The organism is Parabacteroides distasonis ATCC 8503, from assembly GCF_000012845.1.
Classification (GTDB): domain Bacteria; phylum Bacteroidota; class Bacteroidia; order Bacteroidales; family Tannerellaceae; genus Parabacteroides; species Parabacteroides distasonis.
In genome coordinates, this window is record NC_009615.1 from 3,815,034 (window position 1) to 3,839,531 (window position 24,498).

Genomic DNA, 24,498 nt, shown 5'->3' on the forward strand with positions numbered 1-24,498 from the left:
TTCCTAACTTTAGGGGGCGAATTTACAAATAATAACTGAGATAGTATGTCTGAGACAATAACAATTTACTGCAAAAATAATAATACCTACAAGGATGTACCCATTGGTTCTTCGTTGTTGGACATTTATACGGCGCTTGGCGCTCCGCTTCGGTACAGGCCGATGAACGCGCAAGTGAATAATAAGACGGAAAGCTTGAACTTCCGTTGCTGGCAACCGAAGGATATCGAATTTATCGACTATACTCAATTATCCGGATTGAGAACCTATGTCCGCTCGCTTTGCCATATATTTTCCAAGGCGGTGTATGATATTTGGCCGACGGCGACCTTAAATCTGGAACATCCGGTGTCGAAAGGTTACTATTGCGTGATCCATAACGGCAAGAACATCGATCTGGAGACGATCGAGAGGATCAAGAAACGTATGTGGGAGTTGATTGACGCGGATCTTCCTTTCCTCCATAAGAGTGTCCGTACGGTGGATGCCGCCGTATTGTTCAGGGAGCGGGGTATGAATGATAAGGCTCGCTTAATAGAGACGGCGGGATTGCCTTATACCTCTTATTATGAGTTGGAAGGTTATATCAACTTCTTTTATGGCTGTTTAACCCCTTCGACCGGCTATATCCAATTGTTTGACTTGGAACCGTATATGGATGGCGTTTTGCTCCGTATTCCGAAGCAGACCGATCCGATGGAATTGCAGCCTGTCATCAAGCAGGATAAGATGTTCGAGGCTTATAAGGAACACCTTACATTGCAGCGGACTGTCGGCTTAGATAATGTGGGGGATTTGAATTTAGCGATAGAGAAAGGCCGCTCTCAGGATATAATCCTTGTCTCTGAGGCGATGCAGGAAAAACAGGTTGCTAAGATCGCCGAAAAGATCGCCGATGGATATAAAGAGGGCATCCGTATCGTCTTGATCTCTGGCCCTTCTTCTTCGGGAAAGACTACGTTTTGCAAGCGTTTGCAAGTGCAATTAACAACTAACCTGCTTCATCCGGTAGGAATTTCCTTGGATGATTATTTCTTGAACCGGGAAGATACACCGAAGGATGAGCATGGCGAGTATGATTTTGAATCCTTGTATGCGCTGGATTTACCCTATTTTAATAAGGATTTGAAGAAGTTGTTATCCGGGGAAGAGATCGATTTGCCGACTTTTAATTTCGAGACCGGCCAACGGGTTTTCAAAGGGAAGAAGCTTAAGCTTCGTGAGAACTCGATCTTGGTGATAGAAGGTATCCATGCCTTGAATCCGGAGCTGACGGAGTTTATCGATGATAAATATAAATATCGGGTATATGTCTCGGTCTTGACCTCTATCTCTTTGGATAACCATAATTGGATACCGACGACGGATAATCGTCTGCTGCGCCGTATCATCCGGGATTATCGCTTTAGGGGATATTCGGCGGAAGATACGATCAACCGTTGGCCGAGCGTTCGCCGGGGTGAGGATAAATGGATCTTTCCGTATCAGGAGAATGCGGACGCTATGTTTAACAGCGCCATGTTGTATGAGCTGGCCGCCTTGCGCAAATTTGCGGAACCGATCCTCGCGCAAGTGCCGGAGAGTAGTAAGGCGAATGCGGAGGCGTATCGTTTGCTCCGTTTCCTCCGCTACTTTAATTACATCCCGACGGAGGAACTTCCCGGAACTTCCTTGCTCCGTGAATTCTTGGGGGGAGGAAGCTTCAAGTACTAGGTAGAATCATACTCTATAAAGCCTTTAAAAAAAGACGTACGTGTTTTTCCGAAAACATGTACGTCTTTTTTTGAAAACATGTACGTGTTTTTTTCATATCTTTGTCTATGAGTCACATTAAACACAAGACGATATGAACCAGACTATTTACCCCATCGGCATACAGAACTTTGAGAAGATCCGCAAGGACGGCTATCTCTACATTGATAAGACCGCCTTGATCTATCAATTGGTGAAAACAGGAAGCTACTATTTCCTCAGCCGCCCGCGTCGATTCGGGAAGAGTCTGCTGCTATCCACGCTGGAGGCCTATTTCCAAGGGAAAAAGGAGCTGTTCGAGGGACTGGCCATGGAGAAGCTGGAGAAAGAGTGGACCAAGCATCCGATCTTGCATTTCGACTTGAATATCTCCCACTACGACGCCCCTGACAGCTTGTATAAGATATTAAATGATACCTTGTCCAGATATGAGGAGGAGTATGGGACACGGCCTACCGAGGAGACCCTGCCCCTCCGCTTCGCCGGAATCATCGACCGGGCCTACCGCAAAACCGGACAGCGGGCCGTGATCCTGATCGACGAGTACGACAAGCCCTTGCTACAGAACTTGCACGACGAAGAGATGCAAAACCGGTTCCGGAACATGCTCAAACCCTTCTACGGTGTGTTGAAGACTATGGACAGGGCTATACGCTTCGCCCTACTGACCGGCGTGACCAAGTTCGGGAAGGTAAGCGTCTTCAGCGACCTCAACAATCTGGACGATATATCCATGCGGGAGCCTTACGCCGCCATTTGCGGCATCACGGAAACGGAGCTGCGTACGCATTTCGATGAGGACATCCATACGTTGGCCTCTGCCCTTGAGCGGACATACGAGGAGGCCCGATCCTTGCTACGGAAACGGTACGACGGCTATCATTTCGTGGCCGGGGGACCGGGCATTTATAACCCTTTCAGCCTGCTGAATACCTTCAAGTATATGCGGCTCAGCGATTATTGGTTCGAGACGGGCACGCCCACTTACTTGGTGGAGTTGCTGAAACGAACGAATTACGACCTGTACGACATGGCCAACACCGAGACCGACGCCGACGTGTTGAACAGCATCGACTCCGCTTCGAACAATCCCATCCCCGTCATCTACCAAAGCGGATACCTCACGATCAAGGATTACGAGCCGGAATTCAAGATCTATCGCTTAGGTTTCCCCAACCAAGAGGTAGAGGAGGGTTTCATGAAATACTTACTGCCGTTCTATACGAACATTCAAGCCTCGAAGTCTCCTTTCGAGATAGGCCGCTTTGTGAGAGAGGTACGGGCAGGAGACTACGACGCCTTCTTCCACCGCCTACAAAGCTTCTTCGCCGATACCTCTTACGAGGCGATTATTGGCCGGAACCCGGAACGGGACACGGAGCTGCATTACCGCAACGTGCTCTTCATCGTCTTCAAGCTGGTCGGACTGTACACGCAAGTGGAATACCACACCTCGAATGGACGCATCGACCTCGTCCTACAAACCGACCGCTACGTCTATATTATGGAGTTCAAGCTGAACGGAACCGCAGAGGAGGCTCTGCGGCAGATCGAGGAGAAAGGTTATGCCCTACCCTTCGCCGGAGACGACCGGGAGGTCTTAAAGATCGGCGCGAATTTCTCCTCCGAGACCCGGAATATCGAGAGGTGGCTGGTAGGGTGAAAAAGTCCTATTTTTATCCATATATACTTACTTGGCCAACGCAGTATATATTCTATGCCCGGAGAAGATATACTTCATCGGCAAAGTAAGTATATCTTCTCTGGGAAAAGGCTTCTCAAGTGAATAACTGATCACTTCCCAAGCCGTTAACTGACGGCTACCCCTACTCGTTAGTTATTCACTTGACAAGCCGTTAGTTATTCACTTGTCAAGCCATAAACGGATGACTTGCTTCTAGTTTAACCGTCTGTTATTCAATATGTTTTAATGGTAATAAAAATAGATCCAAAAAGTCGGGATTTCCAGCCAAGATATTCTCGTCTTTTTGTATTATTTTTACCCTCAACAAATAACACGCAAATGAAGAAAAACATTGTTTTCCTGTTAATTCTAATACCTATTATATGGATCTCTTGCGATGGGATGGGGCATCAAACCATAGACTTCCGGAAAGTAGAGAACCTTATGCCTCAACATCCGGATAGCGCGTTAATGCTCCTTGAACAAATAGAGAACAAAGAAAACCTATCCCGAAAAGATAAGGCACATTATTCTTTGCTGCTGACGGAAGCGGAAGACAAGACGTACGTTACGCATACCACCGACTCCCTGATCTCGATCGCCGCAGATTATTACGAGAAAACAGACGACTTGGGAAGAAAAGCGAAAGCTTGGTATTATAAAGGAAGAATCAATCAAGACTTGGGGCACCCGCTAAAAGCGCAGGAATATTACCTCAAAGCTCTTCGGGATGAGGAAAAGATAGAGGATCATGCCTTGCTTGGTAGGATCCATAATCATATAGGTATGCTCTATGCCTACCAGAAGGTTTATGAGAAGGCATTGCCTTTCCAGAAAAAAGCGGTGGAGAATTTTCATCTAATAAATGACAGTACAGGACAGGTGTTCGCATTGCGGGACTTAGGGCGTACCTTCTTGATGCTGGGCCTTCAAGACAGCTCCATTATTTGCAACCAAAAAGCGATCGCTTTAATGAGGAAGAGAATTATTCCTTCGGTTTATACGGAATTAGCAGGTCTCTATATAGACAGACAACGCATGGAGGAAGCACATGGATTATTGCGGACATCTTTACAAAACGTAGCAAAACCACAAGCCAAATATCCCGTATATCTAGTGCTTGGGGAACTTTATAAGAAAAGCGGTCAAATCGACTCGGCTCGCTTTTACTTACAAGCCTGTATAAATTCTGCACCTTTACCCGAGACACGTGCCGGAGGACTTTTCCATTTGAAAGAAATAGCCTTGGAGAAAGGGCAATGGGAACAAGCGGCGTTATTATCTAAGCAATACGAATTATTAAAAGATTCTATAGAGCAAGGAAAGAATGCTGAATCCATCCGGAACGTACAAGCGTTCTATTCATATAACGAAATCGAACAGGATTTATGGGAGGCACGGCTTTACGCCTCTAAACAGAAGTCCTTTTATTCTTTACTCATAACGGCTTGCCTGTTTTTATTAACAGTAGCCCTACTGCGTTTCATCCATTACAGGCGAGAACGAAAAAGCCTGTTACAACGGTTAAAAGCCAATGAGGAACAAATTCAAAGAAATGAGCAGACCCTGAAAAATATATCTGACGTAAAGGATAGCCTACAGAACGAAATCCAAATTTACAAAACGACAGAGCGACAACTTTCCAAGGAAAAAGATGAGCAACTAAAGCGGACAAACGAGGAGATTAGGCAAAAAATCATGCAATTAGAGAAATTGTCTCATACCAAAGATGAATTAGAGAAAAATTTGCTCACCCTTCGGAGTGAGAACTCAAACTTAAAGAAACGGGAACAAGCAAGAGAAGAAGAGCGGAAAAAAATAGAGGAATCAGAGCGACTGCAAAACGAACGCCTATATGATAAATTCCGTTCCCCCGCTGGCTGGGAACCCACGGATACGGATTGGCATAAACTTTTCATCTCGGTGGACAAACTTTACCCAAAGATGGTGACCACCTTGCAAAAATCCACCTCCTTAAACGAATCGGAGAGGAAAATCTGTTATCTAAGTAAAATAGGAGTAAAACCCGGGGCGATCGAAATCTTGCTGGGTAAGGGAAACGTATCCGTTTATCGAAAAAGATTGTATGAGAAGCTCAACAAGAAGGCAGGAACAGCGAAGGATTTTGATAAATATATATCTGATATATAATTATTTATACAGGATTTAAAATCAAAAAACGAACAAAAACGAACAAAAGTGAGAACAGGACGAAAAAACATTTTTGCGCATTGTTCATATTTGTTCATTCGCTTATTGTTTTTTTACTGATATTCACAAACGATTAAAACACAACCAGTAATTAAACAATATTAGCGTATGAAAACAAATTTGTTGACCTTCTGTATCTTTTTAAGTTCTTTTTTCTCCATTTCATTGGCGTATGGGGATGACATTCCTACACAAGGAAGATGGGATGATGAGGATTATCGTTCCATCACGGCGTTGCCACCCACATTGTCCATAGATAACAATATACTGAGCATAGAGTTCAAGGATGCTCTGGATAACCTGACAATTCATATTACGGATGAGAATAGTAATATAATATATGAGAATACATTTTCCGGTGCGATGGGCGATATAATCGACATTGCAGTGAACGGGATGCGAACAGGGACATATCAAGTTATCCTGACCCATAAGTTAGGATGGCTAGTGGGTGAATTTGAAAATCAATAAACCGTATGGCAATCCCTAAAATCATACATCAAGTCTGGGAGGGGCGTACAGAACCATGTATGCCCACCCGCTTACAAATCTTGGCAAGAACTTGGCGAGAGCAGAATCCAGATTGGGAATATCACCTTTGGAACGGAGAGGAAATGGATGAGTTGGTAGAAAAACATTTTCCGGAGTATCTTTCCATGTATAGAAGTTTTCCATACAATGTACAACGTTGGGACACGATTCGCTATATGATATTATATGTATATGGGGGAGTCTATACAGATTTGGATACGGAATGTTTTAAGCCTATCGAGCCATTATTAGAAGACGTGATGATAGGATTTGGCGAAGAGCCCCCGGAGCATAATTTCAACTCAAGTATGTCCACCCTAATAGGAAATGCATTTATGGTTTCTGAGCCAAGATGCGGAGGATGGATAGACATTTTAAAAGAAATTACTGATGCAATGTTACGGGACTATCCAGCACAAAAGGTGATGCATACAACAGGCCCATTGATGATATCACGGATATTTAATACCTTGAAGAAAAGATACAAGGTTACTCTTTTCCCTTATTCAAAAGTAACGCCTGTGACGAAAGATGACATGGGTTCATATATCTATCAGGGAGAGACCGCCTCATTCCATGAAAAAATAAAGGAAGCATATTGTTCTCATTATTTTTTTGGTAGCTGGGGTACGAATTTTTCATTTTACAATTAATGAACGATATGAAAGAGTTATTCATTCAATACAAAGGCATACTAAAAGACCTACTCCGTTACGGGGTACTGAAAACAGAGGCTCTAGAGCATACCGGATTGTATAACGGTAAGCTAGGCATGACTATCCTATTTTATGAATACAGTCGTTATAGTGGAGATGCTTTATATGAACAATTCGCGGACGAGATATTAGAATCTATAATGGAGCTTCCGGATGATTTATCTCTTGATTTGTCAGATGGATTATGTGGCATTGGATGGGGAATCACCTATCTATTAAGAGAACGTTTTATTACCGGTGAGATCAAAGATGTATTATCGGATATAGATATAAAGATACAAGAAACAGAAATTTTGAATGACGATACACTAAAAGATTATCATACATATTTAATGTTTAGAAAAGAGTACATAGGAGAAGATGCACAAAGAGATTTGCCATATAGTCCTTATAGAGAGAGCTATATACAGAAAAAAATTTGGGAAACTTGTTTTTCTCAAAATCAATTAGAAATGAATCAATAATTTAATTACCATGAGCTCTAAGCAACAGGACTATACCGAATACACTGTCGATTTATCACAATTGACAAAAGAACGCCCTTTAGGGGTAACGGGTATATTGCGCTGCCAAAACAGTGCGGATTTCCTAGACGCTTGCATAGAGTCCTGTATTGAAGGATTAGATGAGCTGATTGCGGTATATCACAATTGTACAGATGAGACAGCTAATATACTTAAAAGAAAACAGAGCAAATACCCCTACAAGATCAAAATCTTTGAATACCAACCCTATATCTATCCTATAGATTTAACGGATGAACAATTCCAAGAGACCATGAATTTGCCGAAGGATTCAATTCATCTCCTTTCCGGATACACGAATTATGCGATTTCAAAAGTAACCTATCGCTATGCGATCAAGATAGATTCAGATCAGCTATTTTTTTCCGAATCATTCAAAAAATATTGTGATGCCTACCGCACCGAGCAAAAAGTCCGGATCAACCCTTTGGAACAAATTGCTTATAAGCTATATACATCTTACCTGCATAATTTTAAAAAGGACAAAAGTCCAAAAAGAAAATGGCAAGACTGGTTAGCGATAAAGATGGTTCCTTTCTATTTTTCCTATTTGAAAAAAAGAATCAAGCAAGATAAAATATTGGTATCCCTCTCTGGTATCAATGTGTTACAAAAAAACGGAGAATGGCTTACTTTTTTAGGAGACGAAAAGATAGACACAACCTACCGGGACATTCTATGCCCATTCAACGGAGTGCGAGATCTTTTCTTTTTCGAGGTCTCTGAAGAAATGACCTACCAAGCTTGTTATTTGCCAAAAGCTCCCGGCTACAATCAAGTTCTGGAAGTAATGTTTCACAATAAAAAGCTATTTGATGGTGGTCTGATATGGTTTCATTTACGTCCATGTCTTCAAAAGCACACTGAAACTTATCAATATTGGTATGAAAAAGCAAAGGATCGCTTCATTTCTCTAGAAAAATTCAAGAAATGTAATTATTCAAAGCTGAAAAGAAGGAAAAATTTATTCATACGTTCACGCTTTGAATCCATGTTTTCTTATTTCTATTCTGCGCAACGTCATTCAATTCCTTGGCGCACATTGGAAAATTGGAGACAAGAGGAGTCTCAAGAAAAGATGAGTTCGCTGGATTTGGGAAAATACAAAATCGAGTTTGATACAATCATACAAGAATATATAAGAACTGCTATTCAAGAATATGAGGTCCGGGATACCCTAAGACTCATGCTTGGCAACCATTCCATAAAAAACGCATTGTTCGTATATATACTGTCTTTCATTTCGAAAGAACAAATGGATTATATACGTTCCCGTATCGCCGGAAAATCTATCGAGGAGTCTATTCACAACATCTCTAATTTCTTGAATCATTTTGAATGGATAGAAAAGAAAAGGAATACCACAAATAACTTTAATATAGATAATCATCTTTGGACAAAGCTTTTATCTCCATATAAAAGATGTTGCTTGGTTTACCTAGTGGACAAGGAAGAATTGGCTCATATATCGACTTTTTTACAAAAAGAAGAGATTCCAATTCTATTATTATCTGAATATGAGATTCCAGATGATACAGAACTACCGGAAACAGTTACAGCTGTACAAGTTGAATTTTCCGAACAAAAGGTATTTGAGAATGATAGCATTGAACAAAATTTTCCTAGACTGTTCTTATACGCAAATACGTTTGAGACGATTTTACGAATCTTAAACCCAAGTAAGGTTGTTTGTTTGACATCAAGCAAAACTTATCAAAAAGAATTATTGCTAGGCTTTGCAAAAGATTTAAATACTAAAATTGAGTGTTGGTAAGATGAATACAGAAAAAGACATATTATTACGAAGAATAGCGAATCATCTGATTTTGCATTCAATCGACATAGAGGATATTGGTTTATTCCATGGAAAGATGGGAGTTGTGCTATTCTTTGCGCACTACGCAAGATATACAGACTCAGCTATATATGATGACTTTGCAGGGGAACTGCTCGAAGAAATCTGCGAGAATATTCCAGAGACATTGCCTATAAATCTGGAGACTGGATTATGTGGAATCGGCTGGGGAATCGAATATCTAATTCAAAATGGGTTCATGGAAGGGGATTCCAATGAAATCCTTACAGAAATCGATAAAAAAGTCATGGAGCGGGATTTACGAAGAATAAAAGATCTTAGTTTGGAGACAGGACTAATGGGAATATCTAGTTATATAAATATACGAATTAACAACGCAGATATAACAGCAATTCATACAAATTTCGATGATCTATTTTTATTAGAATGGAATCTTATTTGTAATAATAAGATAATATTGGATAAAAAACAAGCTATATTGCAAATTATAGGATCATTTCCCAAAAATGAGGATATCCATTCATGGGAACTTGGTCTACATCAAGGAAGTTCAGGATATGGACTTAGATGGATATTAGAAGAAACACCAGTCTATTCTGGCTAATTTCATATTTATAAACAATTTAAATTTATCGTTATGAAACAAGTACGTAAATTGAAACTTTCTCAACTCAGCAAAAATGAGTTAGAAAAAAAAGAGCTAAAAAAACTCAAAGGCGGTGGATGCTGCATTTGCGGAGGTGGAGGCGGCTCAGCTAATGCTAGCGCAAATCATTCAGGAGATCTTTATTCTCCGGGTGGTGGATATGGATGGGGTTACTAACCTTTTCTGAAGTAAGATAAGATTTTTCTGTTATAAGATGTATCTTATAGCGGATATCTGTCACTTTAAAGAACTTCTTATTTCTTATTAAAGAAATAAGAAGTTCTTACTTCCACTAAGATAGATATTGAATGTCAATTAACTATTATACCAATTTCAATATGTGCGAAATGCTAGTGATATCAAAAGCTAATTAAATAATAAATTATGATACAACCAGTTATATCAAAATCCGGATATACATATATTTATAGTTCATATATAAATAGCATATTATTGTCTCCCTCTGAAAATGAATATGTTGATATAGATATGGACAAGAATGCATATGAATATTATAAACAAAAAGATTTCTTCTTGAGAGAGAATAATTTTTTCGAGAAAAAAATCCCCAATATGGAGATTGAATATGATACCTCTTGTATAGAATCAGAGTTAGCAAACCTAAATCAATTACTTATTGAGGTAACGGATGAATGTAATTTATCTTGCAAATACTGTAGTTATGGAGACTTATATTCAAATCAAGATGAACGCAATAGAGGCAAACAAGAATTTAATAATGTTAAAATTCTAATTGACTATTTAATATCACTATGGAAATCATATCGTAATATATCATTCAATAATACCATAAACATAGGATTTTTTGGAGGAGAACCTTTAGTCAATATGATATTAATTGAGAAAATAATTAACTACTTAAATGCAGTGAAGATAAAGGGGATAACATTTGTATATAATTTAACGACAAATGCGATATTATTGCCTAAATATATGAATTATCTTGTCGAGAATGATGTGCATTTATTGATAAGCATTGATGGATCCAAACAGAATAATATATATCGGGTAAAAAAGGAAGGGAAAGAGTCTTTCGATATTGTATTTGCTAATATCAAAAAATTAAAAGATAATCATCCTAATTATTTTGATTCCAATGTAAATTTCAACTCTGTATTGCACGATAAAAACTCTGTTGATCAAATTTATAGCTACATAAAGACTAACTTTGACAAAACACCTTATATATCTGAATTGAATAGAAATGGAATTGCTGAAGACAAGAAAGAAGAATTTAATAGAATGTTTCATTCTAAAGAAGACAGCATAAAGCAAGCGGTAAACTGTGGAAGTAGCTATTTGAAGGAGATTGCAGATGATTCCCATATTGTGCAATTAGATATTTTCATGCAATCGTATTTTGGCAATACTTACAAAACCATCCCAGACCTATTTTTCCAAGATAAAGATATCAAATATTTTCCAACAAGCACCTGTGTACCTTTTTCTAAAAAGATATTTTTGACAGTACAAGGGAAAATATTACCTTGCGAGAAGGTTGGACAACAGTATCCGCTAGGCTATGTGAGAGATGGTAAAATAAATTTGGATAGCAAGGAAGTTAAACAACTGTATTTGAAACTTTATACTCCTATAGTTGATAAATGCAAAAAATGCTTGTTGTGGAAAAATTGTGAGATCTGCGTGTTTTATTTACCCAAAGATGAGGAAGGTCAAACCGTATGTCCTTATTATCTTGGAAATGAAGATGTCAATCGATATTTTTCCACCTACATATACGCTTTAGAAAAGCATCCTGATTTATTAGATAGAATAGAAAACGAAATATTAATAGATTGAACATGGAAAATTATACTCATTGGTTCTATTTAGAATCTTACACATTTCTTTTTTACAGTAAAAATCAATATGTAATATACAATACATTAAATTCAACTTATATTGATTGTTCCCTATATGGAAAGACAATAAATACAGTCTTATCAATTCTTCATAATACAAATAAAACCTATTGTGTAGGTATTTATGAGTATCAATTAAGAGATTCGCAATTTACAGAATTCATAAAAAAGATAAGGAATACATTTTCAGGTGATATAATCAAAAACATTAGAGGTATTCCACCTTTTATCTCTAAGCCTATTTTACGGATTCTTCATCATCCTAATAATCCAAAGACAAAAGAATACAATTTACTGGGAGAAAATGCACTATTTCATCTCCATGAAGTGACCTTTTATTTAGAAAATCAAGGTTTTGATTTAAATCCAATGTATAAAGATTGCTATAAGCAATTCTTATATCCCACATATACAGAAAAACAAAAATTATCACATGCAAAATATCTAGAGATAATAGAACAATTATCTATTTGTCAAATAGATAAAATAAATATCATACCGGCTACAATAGAAAAAAAAGAGCTTTTTTCCTATCTGTTATCACTCTCCCGCCAGTACAGTATTAAAACACAGATAATATTACCATATAAAAAATACAACAAAGAAGATTTGAAACAATTGTTAACAAATCCGCAATTTTCAATAATGATAATGGTTCATTTACCTGTAGATTATGAAGAGTTAAATAGTTATATAAACTTATTTAATGAATATAATATCACTTGGAGTCTAATCGCTTCTAATAAGAATGACGTTATTTTTTTATCTAAAAACAACCTCGGGAAATTCACAAATGTTGATTATATACCTTGGTATACAGGAGATAATATGGATTTCTTCAAAGAATATATTTATAATGATTTTAAAGATATTATAGAACAAAAAAACACAAAACAGCATATTTTCAGAAAACAAATACTGAATGATAATCTTTTTGGCAAATTAACCATTTTCCCTACAGGAGAAGTGTATTCTAACGTAAACTTTCCTACGATTGGAAATATTCAAGATCAAAAATTGTCTGAAATTGTTTATTCTGAAATAGAAAACTATTTTAAACCTTGGTTCTTTACAAGAGATTATGTTTCATGCAAAAACTGCGTAAACAAGTATCTATGTCCTTCTATATCTAATTATGAAATAGTAGCCAATGAATATAATATGTGTTATTTAAATCAATAAGGTCATGAATAGAATCATATATTACGTATCGATCACGTTACTAACGATTGTTTCCTCATGCGGAAATAAAGAGACAAATGTATCCAGAAAGTTGACCTTGGATAATTGCCCAGTCATAGCACAGGTTATTAATCTGCAAGGAGATCCGGTGACTAATTTAGACTTTTCTTCCGTAAAGGATACATTCAATTTATCGCTAAGCTCCTTGCTTTCTTCCTTTCAAGTTATTCGCCTAGAAAACTCGGAAGACGCATTGACCGCCGCAGGGCAAGATACCCATATAGCCGTGAGTGACCATTATATTTTTGTGAAATCTTTTAGGGCAGGCTCTTCATGTAAGCTCTATAACCGTAATGGGGATTTCATCAGAAAGATCTCCTCCCAAGGACAAGGGCCGGATGAATATAACCTATTTATTTATGATCAGTATTTAGATGAAAGTAATAATAAAATCTATCTAATGGAGATTCGTGCCTCTAAGATATTAGTGTTTGACTTCGACGGGCAGCCACAAAAACACATTCCTCTGGCCTATATAACCCATAAAGGCCGGTTCGTCATCAATGCCGAGAAAAAAACAGTAACCGTCATGTGCATACCTTTTCAGGGAACTCCCACCGCATTGATCTGGACGCAGGATTTCGAAGGCAATATCATCCAAGAATATCCGGTCTCCGACCAATTCATGTTGATCCCAAGCACTTACGATTATGAGGTACGGGAATCCTTGAATACCACCGCTTCCGACTTCTATCTTCATAATTGTATAGCCTCGCAAGACACACTTTATCATTATGACATAGACTCGAATACGCTACACCCTGTTTTTACGATGCATACGGGTCATGAGCCGATCTGCCATTATTTCACGGAGCTGCCCAATCACTTTCTAGTCACTTGGTATACACAGACCTCATGGAATAATGAGTTACCCCGTTTCCCGAAAATCCTAGTAGACAAACAAAGCCTTAAAGGTTGTTTCGTGAATTTGAAATGGAATATGCTAGGGAATATAGATGGGCCTACCAATCCGTCCTTCAATCGAGGTTATTTCACTGCGATCATGGAACCTTACGCATTAAAAGAGCAATTGGAAAAGGTTCTGACTTCCACTCAAAAATTATTCCCAGAAGTATTGAGTAAAGTGAAGAAGTTGAATAATCAAATTACTGATGATGACAATTGTATCGTTTTTATAGGGAAGTTGAAAACAAAATAAAATAGGACAAGCATATGATACAGATTATTCTTGTTAATGAAGAATCCAGAGCATCCCAATATGGAATTGGCACATATATAAAGCAACTTTGTTTAATTCTTTCACAGAAGCAAGGGATTCATCTTAGCGTGATATGTTGTCGTTCAACAAAAAATGATTTTTATATAGAACGCAAAGGAGATATAGATTATTATCATATACCTGATACGATACAAAATAATGATCCAGAAATTAGAATAAAAACTTATTATAAGAATATATGGTATCTAATATTTCCTTACTTTAGCTCGCATAGTAAAGAGAATATCATATTACATATCAATTATTATCAGCACATTCATCTGTTAAATACATTTCGTGCTTTTTTTTCTAAAGGACGATGTTGCTTTACTATTCATTATATGGATTGGTGCTTTAAAATAAAAGGAAATTATTCTTATTTAAAAAGTATTCTTTACAAAGAATTAGACAGTATCAAAAATCCTTTGGAAAAAAATATCAAAGAAATATGCGAAAAAGAAAAAAATGTATTTGAACAAGTTGATAAGATTATTTGCTTGTCAAATAGTACACAAAATCTATTGAGTAAAATATATGATTTACCTATAAACAAATTTTGTATTTTATATAATGGTCTTAAAGATGAATCTATATTATTGAATAGCGATAAACGATTGAATCTTAAAAAGAATTTCCTTTTTAGTAAAGAAGAAAAAATTATTCTTTTTGTTGGTCGTTTAGATGAAATAAAAGGGCTGGGAGAATTAATTTTTACTTTCAAAAAACTACTGCAAATTGACCCTTATTGCCATTTAGTTATTGTAGGAGATGGGTTTTATTCTTACTATTTAAATTCTTGCAATCCAACATGGAATAAGATTACATTTACTGGAAAACTAAATAAAGAAGACTTATACAAATTATACCAAATCGCAGATATTGGTGTATTACCATCATTCCATGAACAATGTAGTTATGTGGCAATTGAAATGATGATGTATGGGATACCTCTTGTTGCAAGTACATCTACAGGTTTATCAGAAATGATAGAGGATGGAGTCTCAGGATATCATATACCAATCATTGAATATGAGAATCACACAGATTTAAATACCTATGAATTACAATCTAAACTTTTAATATTATTAAAAGATTCTTCTATGCGAAAAGAAATGGCTAAAAATTCTCGTCTACGCTATGAGAGATATTATACGTCTGAAATATTTAGTTCTTGTATGCAAGAATTTTATAATAGATTTGTTTTGTGATTTTAGAGTTCCCTATATATCGTCAACTAGACGCAAAGGACTGTGGTCCTAGCTGCCTCCGTATGATCGCCAAGTTCTATGGTCGTGTGTACTCGATCCAGAACTTACGGGAGAAAGCCTTCATCACACGGGAAGGGGTCTCTATGCTCGGTATCAGCGAGGCGGCGGAGGCGATCGGGTTCCGGACACAGGGCGTGCGGATCACGGTGGAGGAATTGGAAAAGGAATGTCCCCTACCCTGCATACTGCACTGGAACCAATGGCATTTCGTGGTTTGCTACAAGATAAGGAAAGGGAAGTTCTACATAGCGGACCCGGCGGCGGGACTTATCACCTATACGAGGGAGGAGTTCAAGCGGTGCTGGGTCAGTACCAAGGTGGACGGGCAGGATACCGGGACGGCGCTCTTGCTGGAACCGGGGCCGGAGTTCTACGGGATGGAGGACGAGGGGAGAGACAGGAAACGTAACCTCGGATTCTTTTTCCGATATATATCGCCCTACAGGCGTGAGATGGCACAGCTCGTGCTGGGCATGCTGACCGCCAGTGTACTGCAACTCATCCTGCCTTTCCTCACGCAGAGCCTGGTGGATACCGGTATACGGGACAACAACCTGGGTTTCATAACCTTGATCCTTATATCGCAATTAGTGATCTTTATCGCCAAGCTATCCGTGGACTTCATACGGAGCTGGATATTGCTGCACGTAAACACGAGGATCAATATCGCCTTGATCTCCGATTTCCTCGCCAAGCTGATGCGTCTGCCCCTGCATTTCTTCGATACCAAGATGGTGGGCGATATCATGCAGCGCATCGGTGACCATGACCGCGTCGAGGCTTTCATGACGGGGACATCCATCAATACGCTCTTCTCTTTCGTCAACTTCATCGTGTTCGGGTTCGTGCTGGCCTATTACGACTGGACGATACTGGGACTCTTCTTGGTAGGTAACGGGTTATACGTGGCGTGGGTACTCGCTTTCATGAGATGGAGGAGGGAGCTGGACGTAAAGCGTTTCTCGCAGGCGGCCGGGGAACAAAGCAACCTATTCCAGCTCATCACCGGCATGCAGGAGATCAAGCTGAATAATTGCGAGACCAAGATGCGCTGGAAATGGGAACGGATACAGGTAAAACTTTTCAAGATAGGGATCAAGGGGTTGGCGTTACAACAATACCAGCAACTCGGGGCGGTCTTTTTCAACCAGACCACGAACATACTCATCTCCTTCATCGCGGCACGGGCCGTCGTGCAAGGGGATATGACGCTGGGTATGATGATGTCGGTGACCTACATCGTGGGGCAGCTCTCTTCGCCTATCGAGCAATTGATCGATTTCTCACGGTCCCTACAGGACGCGAAGATCAGTCTGGAGCGACTCGGCGAGATACACGGGAAGGAGGACGAGGAACAGGCAGGCGGGATAAGGCTGAATGTTCTCCCCGATGACAGGACGCTACGGCTGGAAAACCTCAGCTTCAGCTATGACGGCGCAGACCGGGATTACGTGCTGGAGGATATCAACCTGACGATACCCCATAACAGGGTGACCGCCATCGTGGGGGCCAGCGGGAGCGGGAAGACGACGATCGTGAAACTCCTGCTCGGTTTTTATAACCCCAACAAGGGGGACGTGAGGATCGGCGATACCTCCCTCAAGAACTTGAATCCTCACGTATGGCGTAGCAAGACCGGTTCGGTCATGCAGGATGGTTTTATCTTCTCGGATACGATCGCCAACAACATCGCCCCCGGCGAAGAGGTGGTGGACAAGGAACGCCTGCTGCATGCCGTGACGGTGGCGAATATCCGGGATTTCATCGACTCGCTCCCGCTGGGCTATAATACGAAGATCGGCATGGAGGGAAACGGAGTGAGCCAAGGGCAGAGACAGCGTATCCTGATCGCCCGGGCGGTGTACAAGAATCCCGACTTCATCTTCCTGGACGAGGCCACGAACGCCTTGGACGCCAACAACGAGCGGGAGATCATGGAGCAGTTGCACGCCTTCTACAAAGGACGGACGGTGGTGGTCGTGGCGCATCGGCTAAGCACGGTACGTGACGCGGACAAGATCGTGGTGCTGGACAAGGGACGCATCGTGGAGGAAGGGACGCATCAGGAACTCACGGCCTTGCGGGGGACTTATTATAAGTTGGTGAAGAACCAGTTGGAGCTTGGGAATTGAAAATTGAGAATTGAAAATTAGTTGGAGAAGGGAAATAAGGACATAGAGCTGAGGAGCGAGGAGGTGCAGGAGGTGATGGGGCAAGTGCCGGCCTGGATCGTACGGTGGGGGATAACGCTGTTATTCCTCGTGGTCGTAGCGTTGCTGGTGGGGAGCTGTTTCTTCAAGTATCCTGACGTGATCACGGCTGACATGACATTGACGGGGCAACATCCCGCAACGGCGGTGGTGACACGGGCGGCGGGGAAGATACAGGAGCTGCTCGTCAGGGATAATCGTCCGGTAAGGCAGGGGGATTGGCTGGCGGTCATAGAGAATCACGCCGACACGGACGATGCCATCTATCTGGATAAGGCGTTGGAACGATCCGGAAGCGACGTGGATAGCCTGGACAAGGCATTATCAAAGTACAAGGAGCTATCGCTGGGTGATATGCAAGCGGCTTACTCGGGACTACTGTCGGCGCTCCATGCCTGCGTCAATTACAGGGAGATCGATTATTATCCGCAAAAAATGGCCTCCATCCGCAAACAGATAGCGTTGTATAAGGCTTACTATAACGAGACCGAACGGCAGCGGAAGACCCTCTCGGAGCAATTCGCCTTGACAAGGCGGCAATACGCCCGGGATTCATTATTGTATAGCCGGTCCGTGATTTCTTCCTACGAGCATGAGACCGCACGGGCTTCCCTGCTGCAAAGCCGTTATTCGCTGGAAGGGGCGTCAGCCTCGGCCGAGAATCTCCGGATACAGATCGGGGAGCAAGAGCAATCCTTGCTGGATCTGACGCTGGAGCGGAGCGAGAAAGAATTTACGCTACGGCAGGAATTACAGACCGCCCGGGAACAATTGCTGAACAGCATGAACGAGTGGAGGTTGCGTTATTGCCTCATCGCCCCGGTAGGGGGTGTCGTGACTTTCACCAAGTACTGGAATGAGAACCAATATATCCCATCCGGAGAGGTGGCTTTCACCGTCGTGCCGCAAGGCGAGGGCCGGCTGGTGGGGAAGGTGCGCATACCGATAGCACGCTCGGGAAAAGTCCAGAGAGGCCAGCGGGCGATCGTCCGTTTCTCCAATTTCCCGGATCAGGAGTTTGGAGTGGTAAACGGCGTGGTATCGAATATCTCATTGGTCCCCACCGACGAGTACTATACGGCGGATATCGATTTTCCAGAGGGGCTGAGAACCAATTACGGTATCGACCTGCCCGTCTCGCCCGAGACGCAAGCCTCCGCGGAGATCGTAACGGAAGAATTACGCCTGATCGAACGATTCTTCCTCCCGATCAAACGGATCGTGAAGGAAGGATTTTAAAGTCGCTAGGGTCCGTCATGCACCTTGTTTAGAACTATTATAGTTTAATAGCTGTACTGTTAAAACTAAAAACTTATATTTGCATGTTGATAAATAAGAGGGCGGGTGATTGTCCTACCCTTACAGTGCAATGATTTAGATTATGTTAAAGCAACAGTTACAACAAAAGTTACAGCAAAAGCTATCCCCTCAGCAGATACAGTTGATACGGCTTCTGGAGCTTCCTGCGATCGAGTTGGAAGAACGTGTGAAGCATGAGCTGGAAGATAACCCAGCCTTGGAGGAAGGAAAAGAGCCTGTTGATGATTTTGAACGAACTGAAAGCGAGGAGGGGGGAGAAGAGATCCCTTCTGTTGATACTGAGACCGACCTTTCTTTGGGAGATTATTTAACGGAAGACGATATACCTGATTATAAGCTACGGGAAATGACCGAGCGTGCGGAACGGAAAGAGGATGTCCCCTTCTCCGTAAGCCAATCCTTGAATGAGTTTCTGTTACAGCAGCTCGGGTTAAGGGATTTACCGGATAAGCAAATGAAAATAGCGGAGTATATCATTGGAAATATCGATGATGACGGTTATTTGAGACGGGACCTTTCGGCGATAGCGGACGATTTGATCTTCCAAGCCGGACAAGAGGTAGATGAGAAGGAGATCGAGTCTATCTTGAATATCATCCAAGATTTTGAGCCTGCCGGGGTAGGTGCCCGTGACTTGAAAGAATGTCTGTTGATCCAGCTGGATAAGAAGGAGAATACTCCGGTTACAAATTTGGCGATTCGTGTTTTGACCGAATATTTCGAGGAGTTCACCCGCAAACATTACGATAAGATCTTACGAGGTCTCGATATCGATGAGGAAACGTTAAAGAAGGTCATTCACGAGATTACTATGTTAAATCCGAAACCCGGAAGTAGTTGGGGTGGTTCTATGGAAGTGGCGATGAGCCAGATCATCCCGGATTTCGTGGTGGAAGCGCATAATGGAGAGCTTATCTTGAGCATGAATAACCGGGGGGTACCGGATATGCGTATCAACCGGGAGTATGCCGAGATGTTTCAGGATTATACGGCGAATAAGGCGAACCAAACCGCTGAGAGGCGGGATGCCGTACAGTTCGTGAAACAAAAGTTGGATTCCGCCCAGTGGTTCATCGACGCTATCAAGCAACGTAATGAGACCTTGCAGCGTACCATGGAGGCGATTATCTATTTACAACGGGACTTTTTCCTGACAGGCGATGAGGCTACCCTCCATCCCATGATCTTGAAAGACGTAGCGGAGCGTGCGGGATATGATATCTCCACTATTTCCCGGGTAAGTAACAGTAAATATGTGCAAACGAATTTCGGTATTTATCCGTTGAAATACTTTTTCTCCGAGTCTATGCAGACCGATACCGGCGAGGAGATCTCGACCCGTGAGGTGAAAAAGATTATGAAAGAGCATGTAGATGCCGAAGACAAACGAAAACCGTTGACCGATGAGGAGTTGGCTACGATCCTGAAAGAAAAAGGATATGTCATCGCCCGGCGTACGGTAGCGAAATACAGGGAGCAACTGGGGATTCCGGTAGCTCGTCTGAGAAAAGAAATATAAAAGCGTATGAAGCTATTCTCGAATATAATATCCTTCGTGTTCCATCCGTTGCTTATGGTGACCTATGGGATCGTGTTGGCGTTGATGTTTACATTCCTCGCCATTTACCCGTTACCTGTGAAGCTGCTGATTGCCGGAGGCACCTTTATTTCGACAGCGATAGTTCCCGGACTTTTCATTTTCTTATTGGTGAAAAATGGCGCGGCCGGCGATATAGAGCTTTCCGACCGGAAGGAACGAGTGGTTCCTTATCTGATTTTTATCACTTCCATCTTGGTCTGTATCTTTTTCCTGTATAAGATGCTGATGCCGTTTTGGTTGTTGGCGATGCTGATCGGGGCTTGCGTAGCCTTGGTAATCGCCTTATGCGTCAATTTCGCTTGGAAGATTAGCGCGCATGCCATTGGTATCGGCGGGTTACTGGGCGCTATTATGGGAGTGGCGCGTATCCATATGATAAATCCCTACTGGGCTTTTATAGTCGTGTTGATCGTGGTCGGTTTATTAGGTACCTCGCGCATCTTTTTAAAAAGACATACACCAATGCAGGTATATGCGGGGTTTTGTCTGGGATTTATATGTACCTTTGTAGCCTCATTAATGAGTTATATCTATTTATTCATCTAATAAAAACACTAAAATTATGAATTTTCCTGCAGATTTAAAGTACACAAAAGACCATGAGTGGATTCGTGTAGAAGGTGACGTAGCTTATGTTGGTATTACTGATTACGCTCAAGGCGAGCTAGGTGAGATCGTTTATGTAGACATTACGACAGAGGGGGAGACCGTCGCTAAAGAAGAGGTGTTCGGTACGATTGAAGCTGTTAAGACTGTTTCCGATCTTTTCATGCCGGTTAGCGGAGAGGTTTTGGAAGTAAACGCTGAATTGGAAGACGCTCCTGAATTGGTTAATGAAGACGCTTATGGTAAAGGTTGGTTAATCAAGATTTCTCTTACGGACGCTTCTGAGTTGGAGGAACTATTATCCGCTGAAGACTATCAAAAATTAATCGCTAAATAAGAATGACACCTGTTGTAAGTATTATCATGGGTAGTACCTCGGATCTACCCGTTATGGAGAAGGCGGCTAAGTTCTTGGATGAGATGGAGATCCCGTTCGAGATGCATGCTCTATCCGCACACCGTACTCCCGCTGAGGTGGAGGCTTTCGCCAAAGGAGCTAAAGGACGTGGAATCAAGGTTATCATCGCCGCTGCCGGAATGGCCGCTCATCTTTGCGGTGTGATCGCTTCCATGACGACGGTTCCCGTGATCGGCGTGCCTATTAACTCTACGCTGGACGGTATGGATGCCTTGTTGGCTATCGTACAGATGCCTCCGGGAATCCCTGTGGCTACTGTCGGCATCAATGGCGCTTTGAACGCTGGTATCCTTGCGGTGCAGATGCTTGCCGTCGGCGACGAGCAACTTCAGGAGAAGCTATCCGCTTATAAGGAGGATTTGAAGAAGAAAATCGTGAAGGCTAACGAGGAGTTGGCTAAGGTTTCTTTTAAATACAAAACTAATTAATTGAAAGTTGAAAGTTGAGAATTGAAAATTAAGGAGAAAGTCTCTCTTTAGGTTTTCAGTTCTCAACACTCATTCTCAATTTTCAATTCTCAATTTTCAATGAACAATGGCTTACTTTAATTACAACCGCCGTAAATCATCCGTTGCCCAAATCGGTGACACACCCATGGGAGGTGAGAATCCTATCCGTATTCAATCCATGGCTAATGTATCAACGATGGATACGGAGGCGGCGGTAGCTCAAGCGATCCGTATGATCGAGGCGGGAGCTGAGTATGTGCGTTTTACGGCACAGGGGGAACGGGAAGCCCGAAACTTGGGCGAGATTCGTAAACAATTGAATGAGCAAGGGTATACGACTCCTTTGGTCGCTGATATCCATTTTAATCCTAGAGCGGCTGATGCCGCCGCCGGTGAGGTGGAAAAGGTACGTATCAATCCGGGAAACTATGTAGATAAGGTAAAGACATTCAGCCATCTTGAATATACGGATGAGGAATATGCCGCCGAGATCGAGAAGATCCGCGAGCGGTTCGTCCCTTTCTTGAATATTTGTAAGGCACATGGCACCGCTATTCGTATCGGTGTGAATCATGGCTCGCTCTCCGATCGTATCATGAGCCGTTATGGTGATACGCCCGAGGGGATGGTAGCGAGTTGTATGGAGTTTCTTCGCATTTGCCGGGAGGAGAATTTCCCGGATGTGGTTATTTCGATTAAGGCTTCCAATACCGTTGTCATGGTAAGGACCGTGCGGTTGTTGGTTCGTACGATGGAGGCCGAGAATATGCATTACCCCTTGCACCTTGGGGTAACGGAGGCGGGTGACGGTGAGGACGGGCGTATCAAGAGCGCTGTTGGAATCGGTACGCTTCTATGTGACGGTATCGGTGATACGATCCGGGTTTCCTTGAGTGAGGACCCCGAGGCGGAAATGCCGGTAGCGCGTAAATTGGTGGATTATATTAGGGAACGGGAAAATCATCGTCCTATCGAGGCTTCGATGGCTCCCGGTTTCGATACGGTGGCGACAAGCCGTCGTATAAGCCGTGTGGTGGAAGGTATCGGAGGTACTTTCTCGCCAGTCGTGATCTCCGATCGTAGTAGCGGGGATTTTGAGTTTGATTATTTGTCCTTGCCGGACTATATATATATAGGAAAGGAAGATCCGGATAATTTGCCGGATAATTTCCGTTTATTGGTAGACGCTCATTTTTGGAAAGAGCGTCCGAATGCTTTTCCTTGCTTCATCGCCTCGGAGGCGGAGGAGTTAAAGGATTACGATTGTCCGCTTAAGTTTATCCGTCTGACGTATATGGATCTTACGGATCGTATGTTGGAGATCTTGAAAGCGGATAAGACCGTGGTGGTCTTATTAAGTACACATCATCGGAATGGGGTTGGCTCGCAACGTGCGGCTATGCATAAATTGCTGATGGCGGGTTGTGACGTGCCGGTTGTCTTGCATCGTGATTTCCGGGAGACGGATGTGGAGTTGTTGCAACTGAAATCCGCCGCCGATTTCGGAACGCTTTTGCTGGATGGTTTCGGGGATGGCTTGATGCTGCACAATGAGGGATGCGAGGCGGTTGTCTCGGATCGCTGTATGTTCGGGATCTTGCAGGCTACAAGAACCCGTATCAGTAAGACGGAATATATCTCTTGTCCGAGTTGCGGACGTACCTTGTACGACCTGCAAACAACGATCGCCCGTATCAAGGAGGCTACTTCCCATTTAAAAGGCTTGAAGATCGGTATCATGGGCTGTATCGTGAATGGTCCCGGCGAGATGGCCGATGCCGACTATGGTTATGTGGGTGCCGGACGTGGACAAATCAGCCTGTATAAAGGTAAGGAATGTGTCCTCAAGAATATCCCCGAGGAAGACGCTGTAGAACGTTTAGTTCAGTTAATAAAAGAGAACGGGGATTGGGTTAATTGATTGACTATTGACAATTTGTTTATCTTTGCAAGTATGAAAGTAAGAATTATCAATAAATCGCATCACCCGCTGCCGGGTTATGCGACTCCTTTATCTGCCGGGATGGATATCCGGGCGAATTTGTCGGAATCGGTTGTGTTGAAACCGTTGGAACGTAAATTAATCCCGACCGGACTTTATATCTCGCTGCCGGAAGGCTATGAGGCCCAGATGCGTCCGCGTAGCGGGCTGGCTTTAAAGCATGGGATAACCCTGCTGAATACGCCGGGTACGATCGACGCCGATTATCGGGGGGAGATCGGCATTATTCTCGTGAATCTATCTTCGGAGCCTTTTACGGTGAATGATGGTGAGCGTATCTGCCAAATGGTTATAGCCGCTCATAGCCATGTGGATTGGGAGCCCGTGGAGACGTTGGATGATACCGAGCGGGGAGCCGGGGGATTCGGTCATACCGGAAAAGAATAAGAATAATAAGGTTA

Annotated in this window: 21 protein-coding genes; all 21 read left to right on the top strand. The window is 42.1% G+C overall.

Annotated features, from left to right (window positions below):
- Nucleotides 1-45: 45 nt before the first annotated feature.
- Nucleotides 46-1,713, top strand: coding sequence for a nucleoside kinase (locus tag BDI_RS15755; RefSeq protein ID WP_005860083.1), 1,668 nt, complete (start codon nt 46-48; stop codon nt 1,711-1,713).
- A 133-nt stretch (nt 1,714-1,846) separates the two neighbouring features.
- Entirely contained in the window at nt 1,847-3,415 is a 1,569-nt protein-coding gene (locus BDI_RS15760) for an ATP-binding protein (RefSeq protein WP_009016698.1), read from the top strand.
- A 360-nt stretch (nt 3,416-3,775) separates the two neighbouring features.
- Complete coding sequence (locus tag BDI_RS15765; protein WP_022191858.1) at nt 3,776-5,587, top strand: tetratricopeptide repeat protein; 1,812 nt, start codon at nt 3,776-3,778, stop codon at nt 5,585-5,587.
- 168 nt (nt 5,588-5,755) lie between these two features.
- A complete protein-coding gene (locus tag BDI_RS15770; protein ID WP_011967178.1) occupies nt 5,756-6,118 on the top strand; it encodes a DUF3244 domain-containing protein in 363 nt (120 codons plus the stop codon).
- 5 nt (nt 6,119-6,123) lie between these two features.
- A complete protein-coding gene (locus BDI_RS15775) occupies nt 6,124-6,831 on the top strand; it encodes a glycosyltransferase family 32 protein (RefSeq protein WP_005860074.1) in 708 nt (235 codons plus the stop codon).
- An 8-nt stretch (nt 6,832-6,839) separates the two neighbouring features.
- Entirely contained in the window at nt 6,840-7,358 is a 519-nt protein-coding gene (locus tag BDI_RS15780; protein WP_011967179.1) for a hypothetical protein, read from the top strand.
- A gap of 10 nt (nt 7,359-7,368) precedes the next feature.
- The gene (locus tag BDI_RS15785; RefSeq protein WP_009275216.1) at nt 7,369-9,192 is read left to right on the top strand and encodes a hypothetical protein; all 1,824 of its coding nucleotides are present in this window, start codon (nt 7,369-7,371) and stop codon (nt 9,190-9,192) included.
- A 1-nt stretch (nt 9,193) separates the two neighbouring features.
- Nucleotides 9,194-9,838, top strand: a complete 645-nt coding sequence (locus BDI_RS15790) for a lanthionine synthetase LanC family protein (protein ID WP_009275217.1) — start codon at nt 9,194-9,196, stop codon at nt 9,836-9,838.
- Between the two features lie 33 nt (nt 9,839-9,871).
- On the top strand, nt 9,872-10,057 hold the full coding sequence (locus BDI_RS20450) for a TIGR04149 family rSAM-modified RiPP (protein ID WP_005860066.1): 186 nt from the start codon (nt 9,872-9,874) through the stop codon (nt 10,055-10,057).
- A gap of 207 nt (nt 10,058-10,264) precedes the next feature.
- Nucleotides 10,265-11,701 carry a radical SAM peptide maturase gene (locus BDI_RS15795; protein ID WP_009016696.1) on the top strand — a complete coding sequence of 479 codons (1,437 nt, stop codon included), beginning with the start codon at nt 10,265-10,267 and terminating at the stop codon, nt 11,699-11,701.
- Nucleotides 11,702-11,703: 2 nt separating this feature from the next.
- A complete protein-coding gene (locus BDI_RS15800) occupies nt 11,704-12,945 on the top strand; it encodes a TIGR04150 pseudo-rSAM protein (RefSeq protein WP_009275218.1) in 1,242 nt (413 codons plus the stop codon).
- Nucleotides 12,946-12,949: 4 nt separating this feature from the next.
- Nucleotides 12,950-14,164 carry a 6-bladed beta-propeller gene (locus tag BDI_RS15805; protein ID WP_009275219.1) on the top strand — a complete coding sequence of 405 codons (1,215 nt, stop codon included), beginning with the start codon at nt 12,950-12,952 and terminating at the stop codon, nt 14,162-14,164.
- Between the two features lie 14 nt (nt 14,165-14,178).
- Nucleotides 14,179-15,432 carry a TIGR04157 family glycosyltransferase gene (locus BDI_RS15810; RefSeq protein WP_009275220.1) on the top strand — a complete coding sequence of 418 codons (1,254 nt, stop codon included), beginning with the start codon at nt 14,179-14,181 and terminating at the stop codon, nt 15,430-15,432.
- A gap of 62 nt (nt 15,433-15,494) precedes the next feature.
- Nucleotides 15,495-17,624 carry a peptidase domain-containing ABC transporter gene (locus BDI_RS15815; protein ID WP_374212329.1) on the top strand — a complete coding sequence of 710 codons (2,130 nt, stop codon included), beginning with the start codon at nt 15,495-15,497 and terminating at the stop codon, nt 17,622-17,624.
- Between the two features lie 21 nt (nt 17,625-17,645).
- Entirely contained in the window at nt 17,646-18,941 is a 1,296-nt protein-coding gene (locus tag BDI_RS15820) for an HlyD family secretion protein (protein WP_011967181.1), read from the top strand.
- A 142-nt stretch (nt 18,942-19,083) separates the two neighbouring features.
- Nucleotides 19,084-20,541: an RNA polymerase factor sigma-54 gene (gene rpoN, locus BDI_RS15825; protein ID WP_005860047.1), complete on the top strand. Its 1,458-nt coding sequence runs from the start codon at nt 19,084-19,086 to the stop codon at nt 20,539-20,541.
- Nucleotides 20,542-20,547: 6 nt separating this feature from the next.
- Complete coding sequence (locus tag BDI_RS15830) at nt 20,548-21,168, top strand: hypothetical protein (RefSeq protein ID WP_011967182.1); 621 nt, start codon at nt 20,548-20,550, stop codon at nt 21,166-21,168.
- 16 nt (nt 21,169-21,184) lie between these two features.
- On the top strand, nt 21,185-21,565 hold the full coding sequence (gene gcvH, locus BDI_RS15835; RefSeq protein ID WP_008773046.1) for a glycine cleavage system protein GcvH: 381 nt from the start codon (nt 21,185-21,187) through the stop codon (nt 21,563-21,565).
- A 2-nt stretch (nt 21,566-21,567) separates the two neighbouring features.
- A complete protein-coding gene (gene purE, locus BDI_RS15840; RefSeq protein WP_005860041.1) occupies nt 21,568-22,074 on the top strand; it encodes a 5-(carboxyamino)imidazole ribonucleotide mutase in 507 nt (168 codons plus the stop codon).
- Nucleotides 22,075-22,180: 106 nt separating this feature from the next.
- Nucleotides 22,181-24,016 (top strand): 4-hydroxy-3-methylbut-2-en-1-yl diphosphate synthase, encoded by a 1,836-nt coding sequence (locus BDI_RS15845; RefSeq protein ID WP_005860039.1) that lies wholly within the window; start codon nt 22,181-22,183, stop codon nt 24,014-24,016.
- Between the two features lie 33 nt (nt 24,017-24,049).
- Nucleotides 24,050-24,484: a dUTP diphosphatase gene (gene dut, locus BDI_RS15850; protein ID WP_005860037.1), complete on the top strand. Its 435-nt coding sequence runs from the start codon at nt 24,050-24,052 to the stop codon at nt 24,482-24,484.
- Nucleotides 24,485-24,498 lie beyond the last annotated feature (14 nt).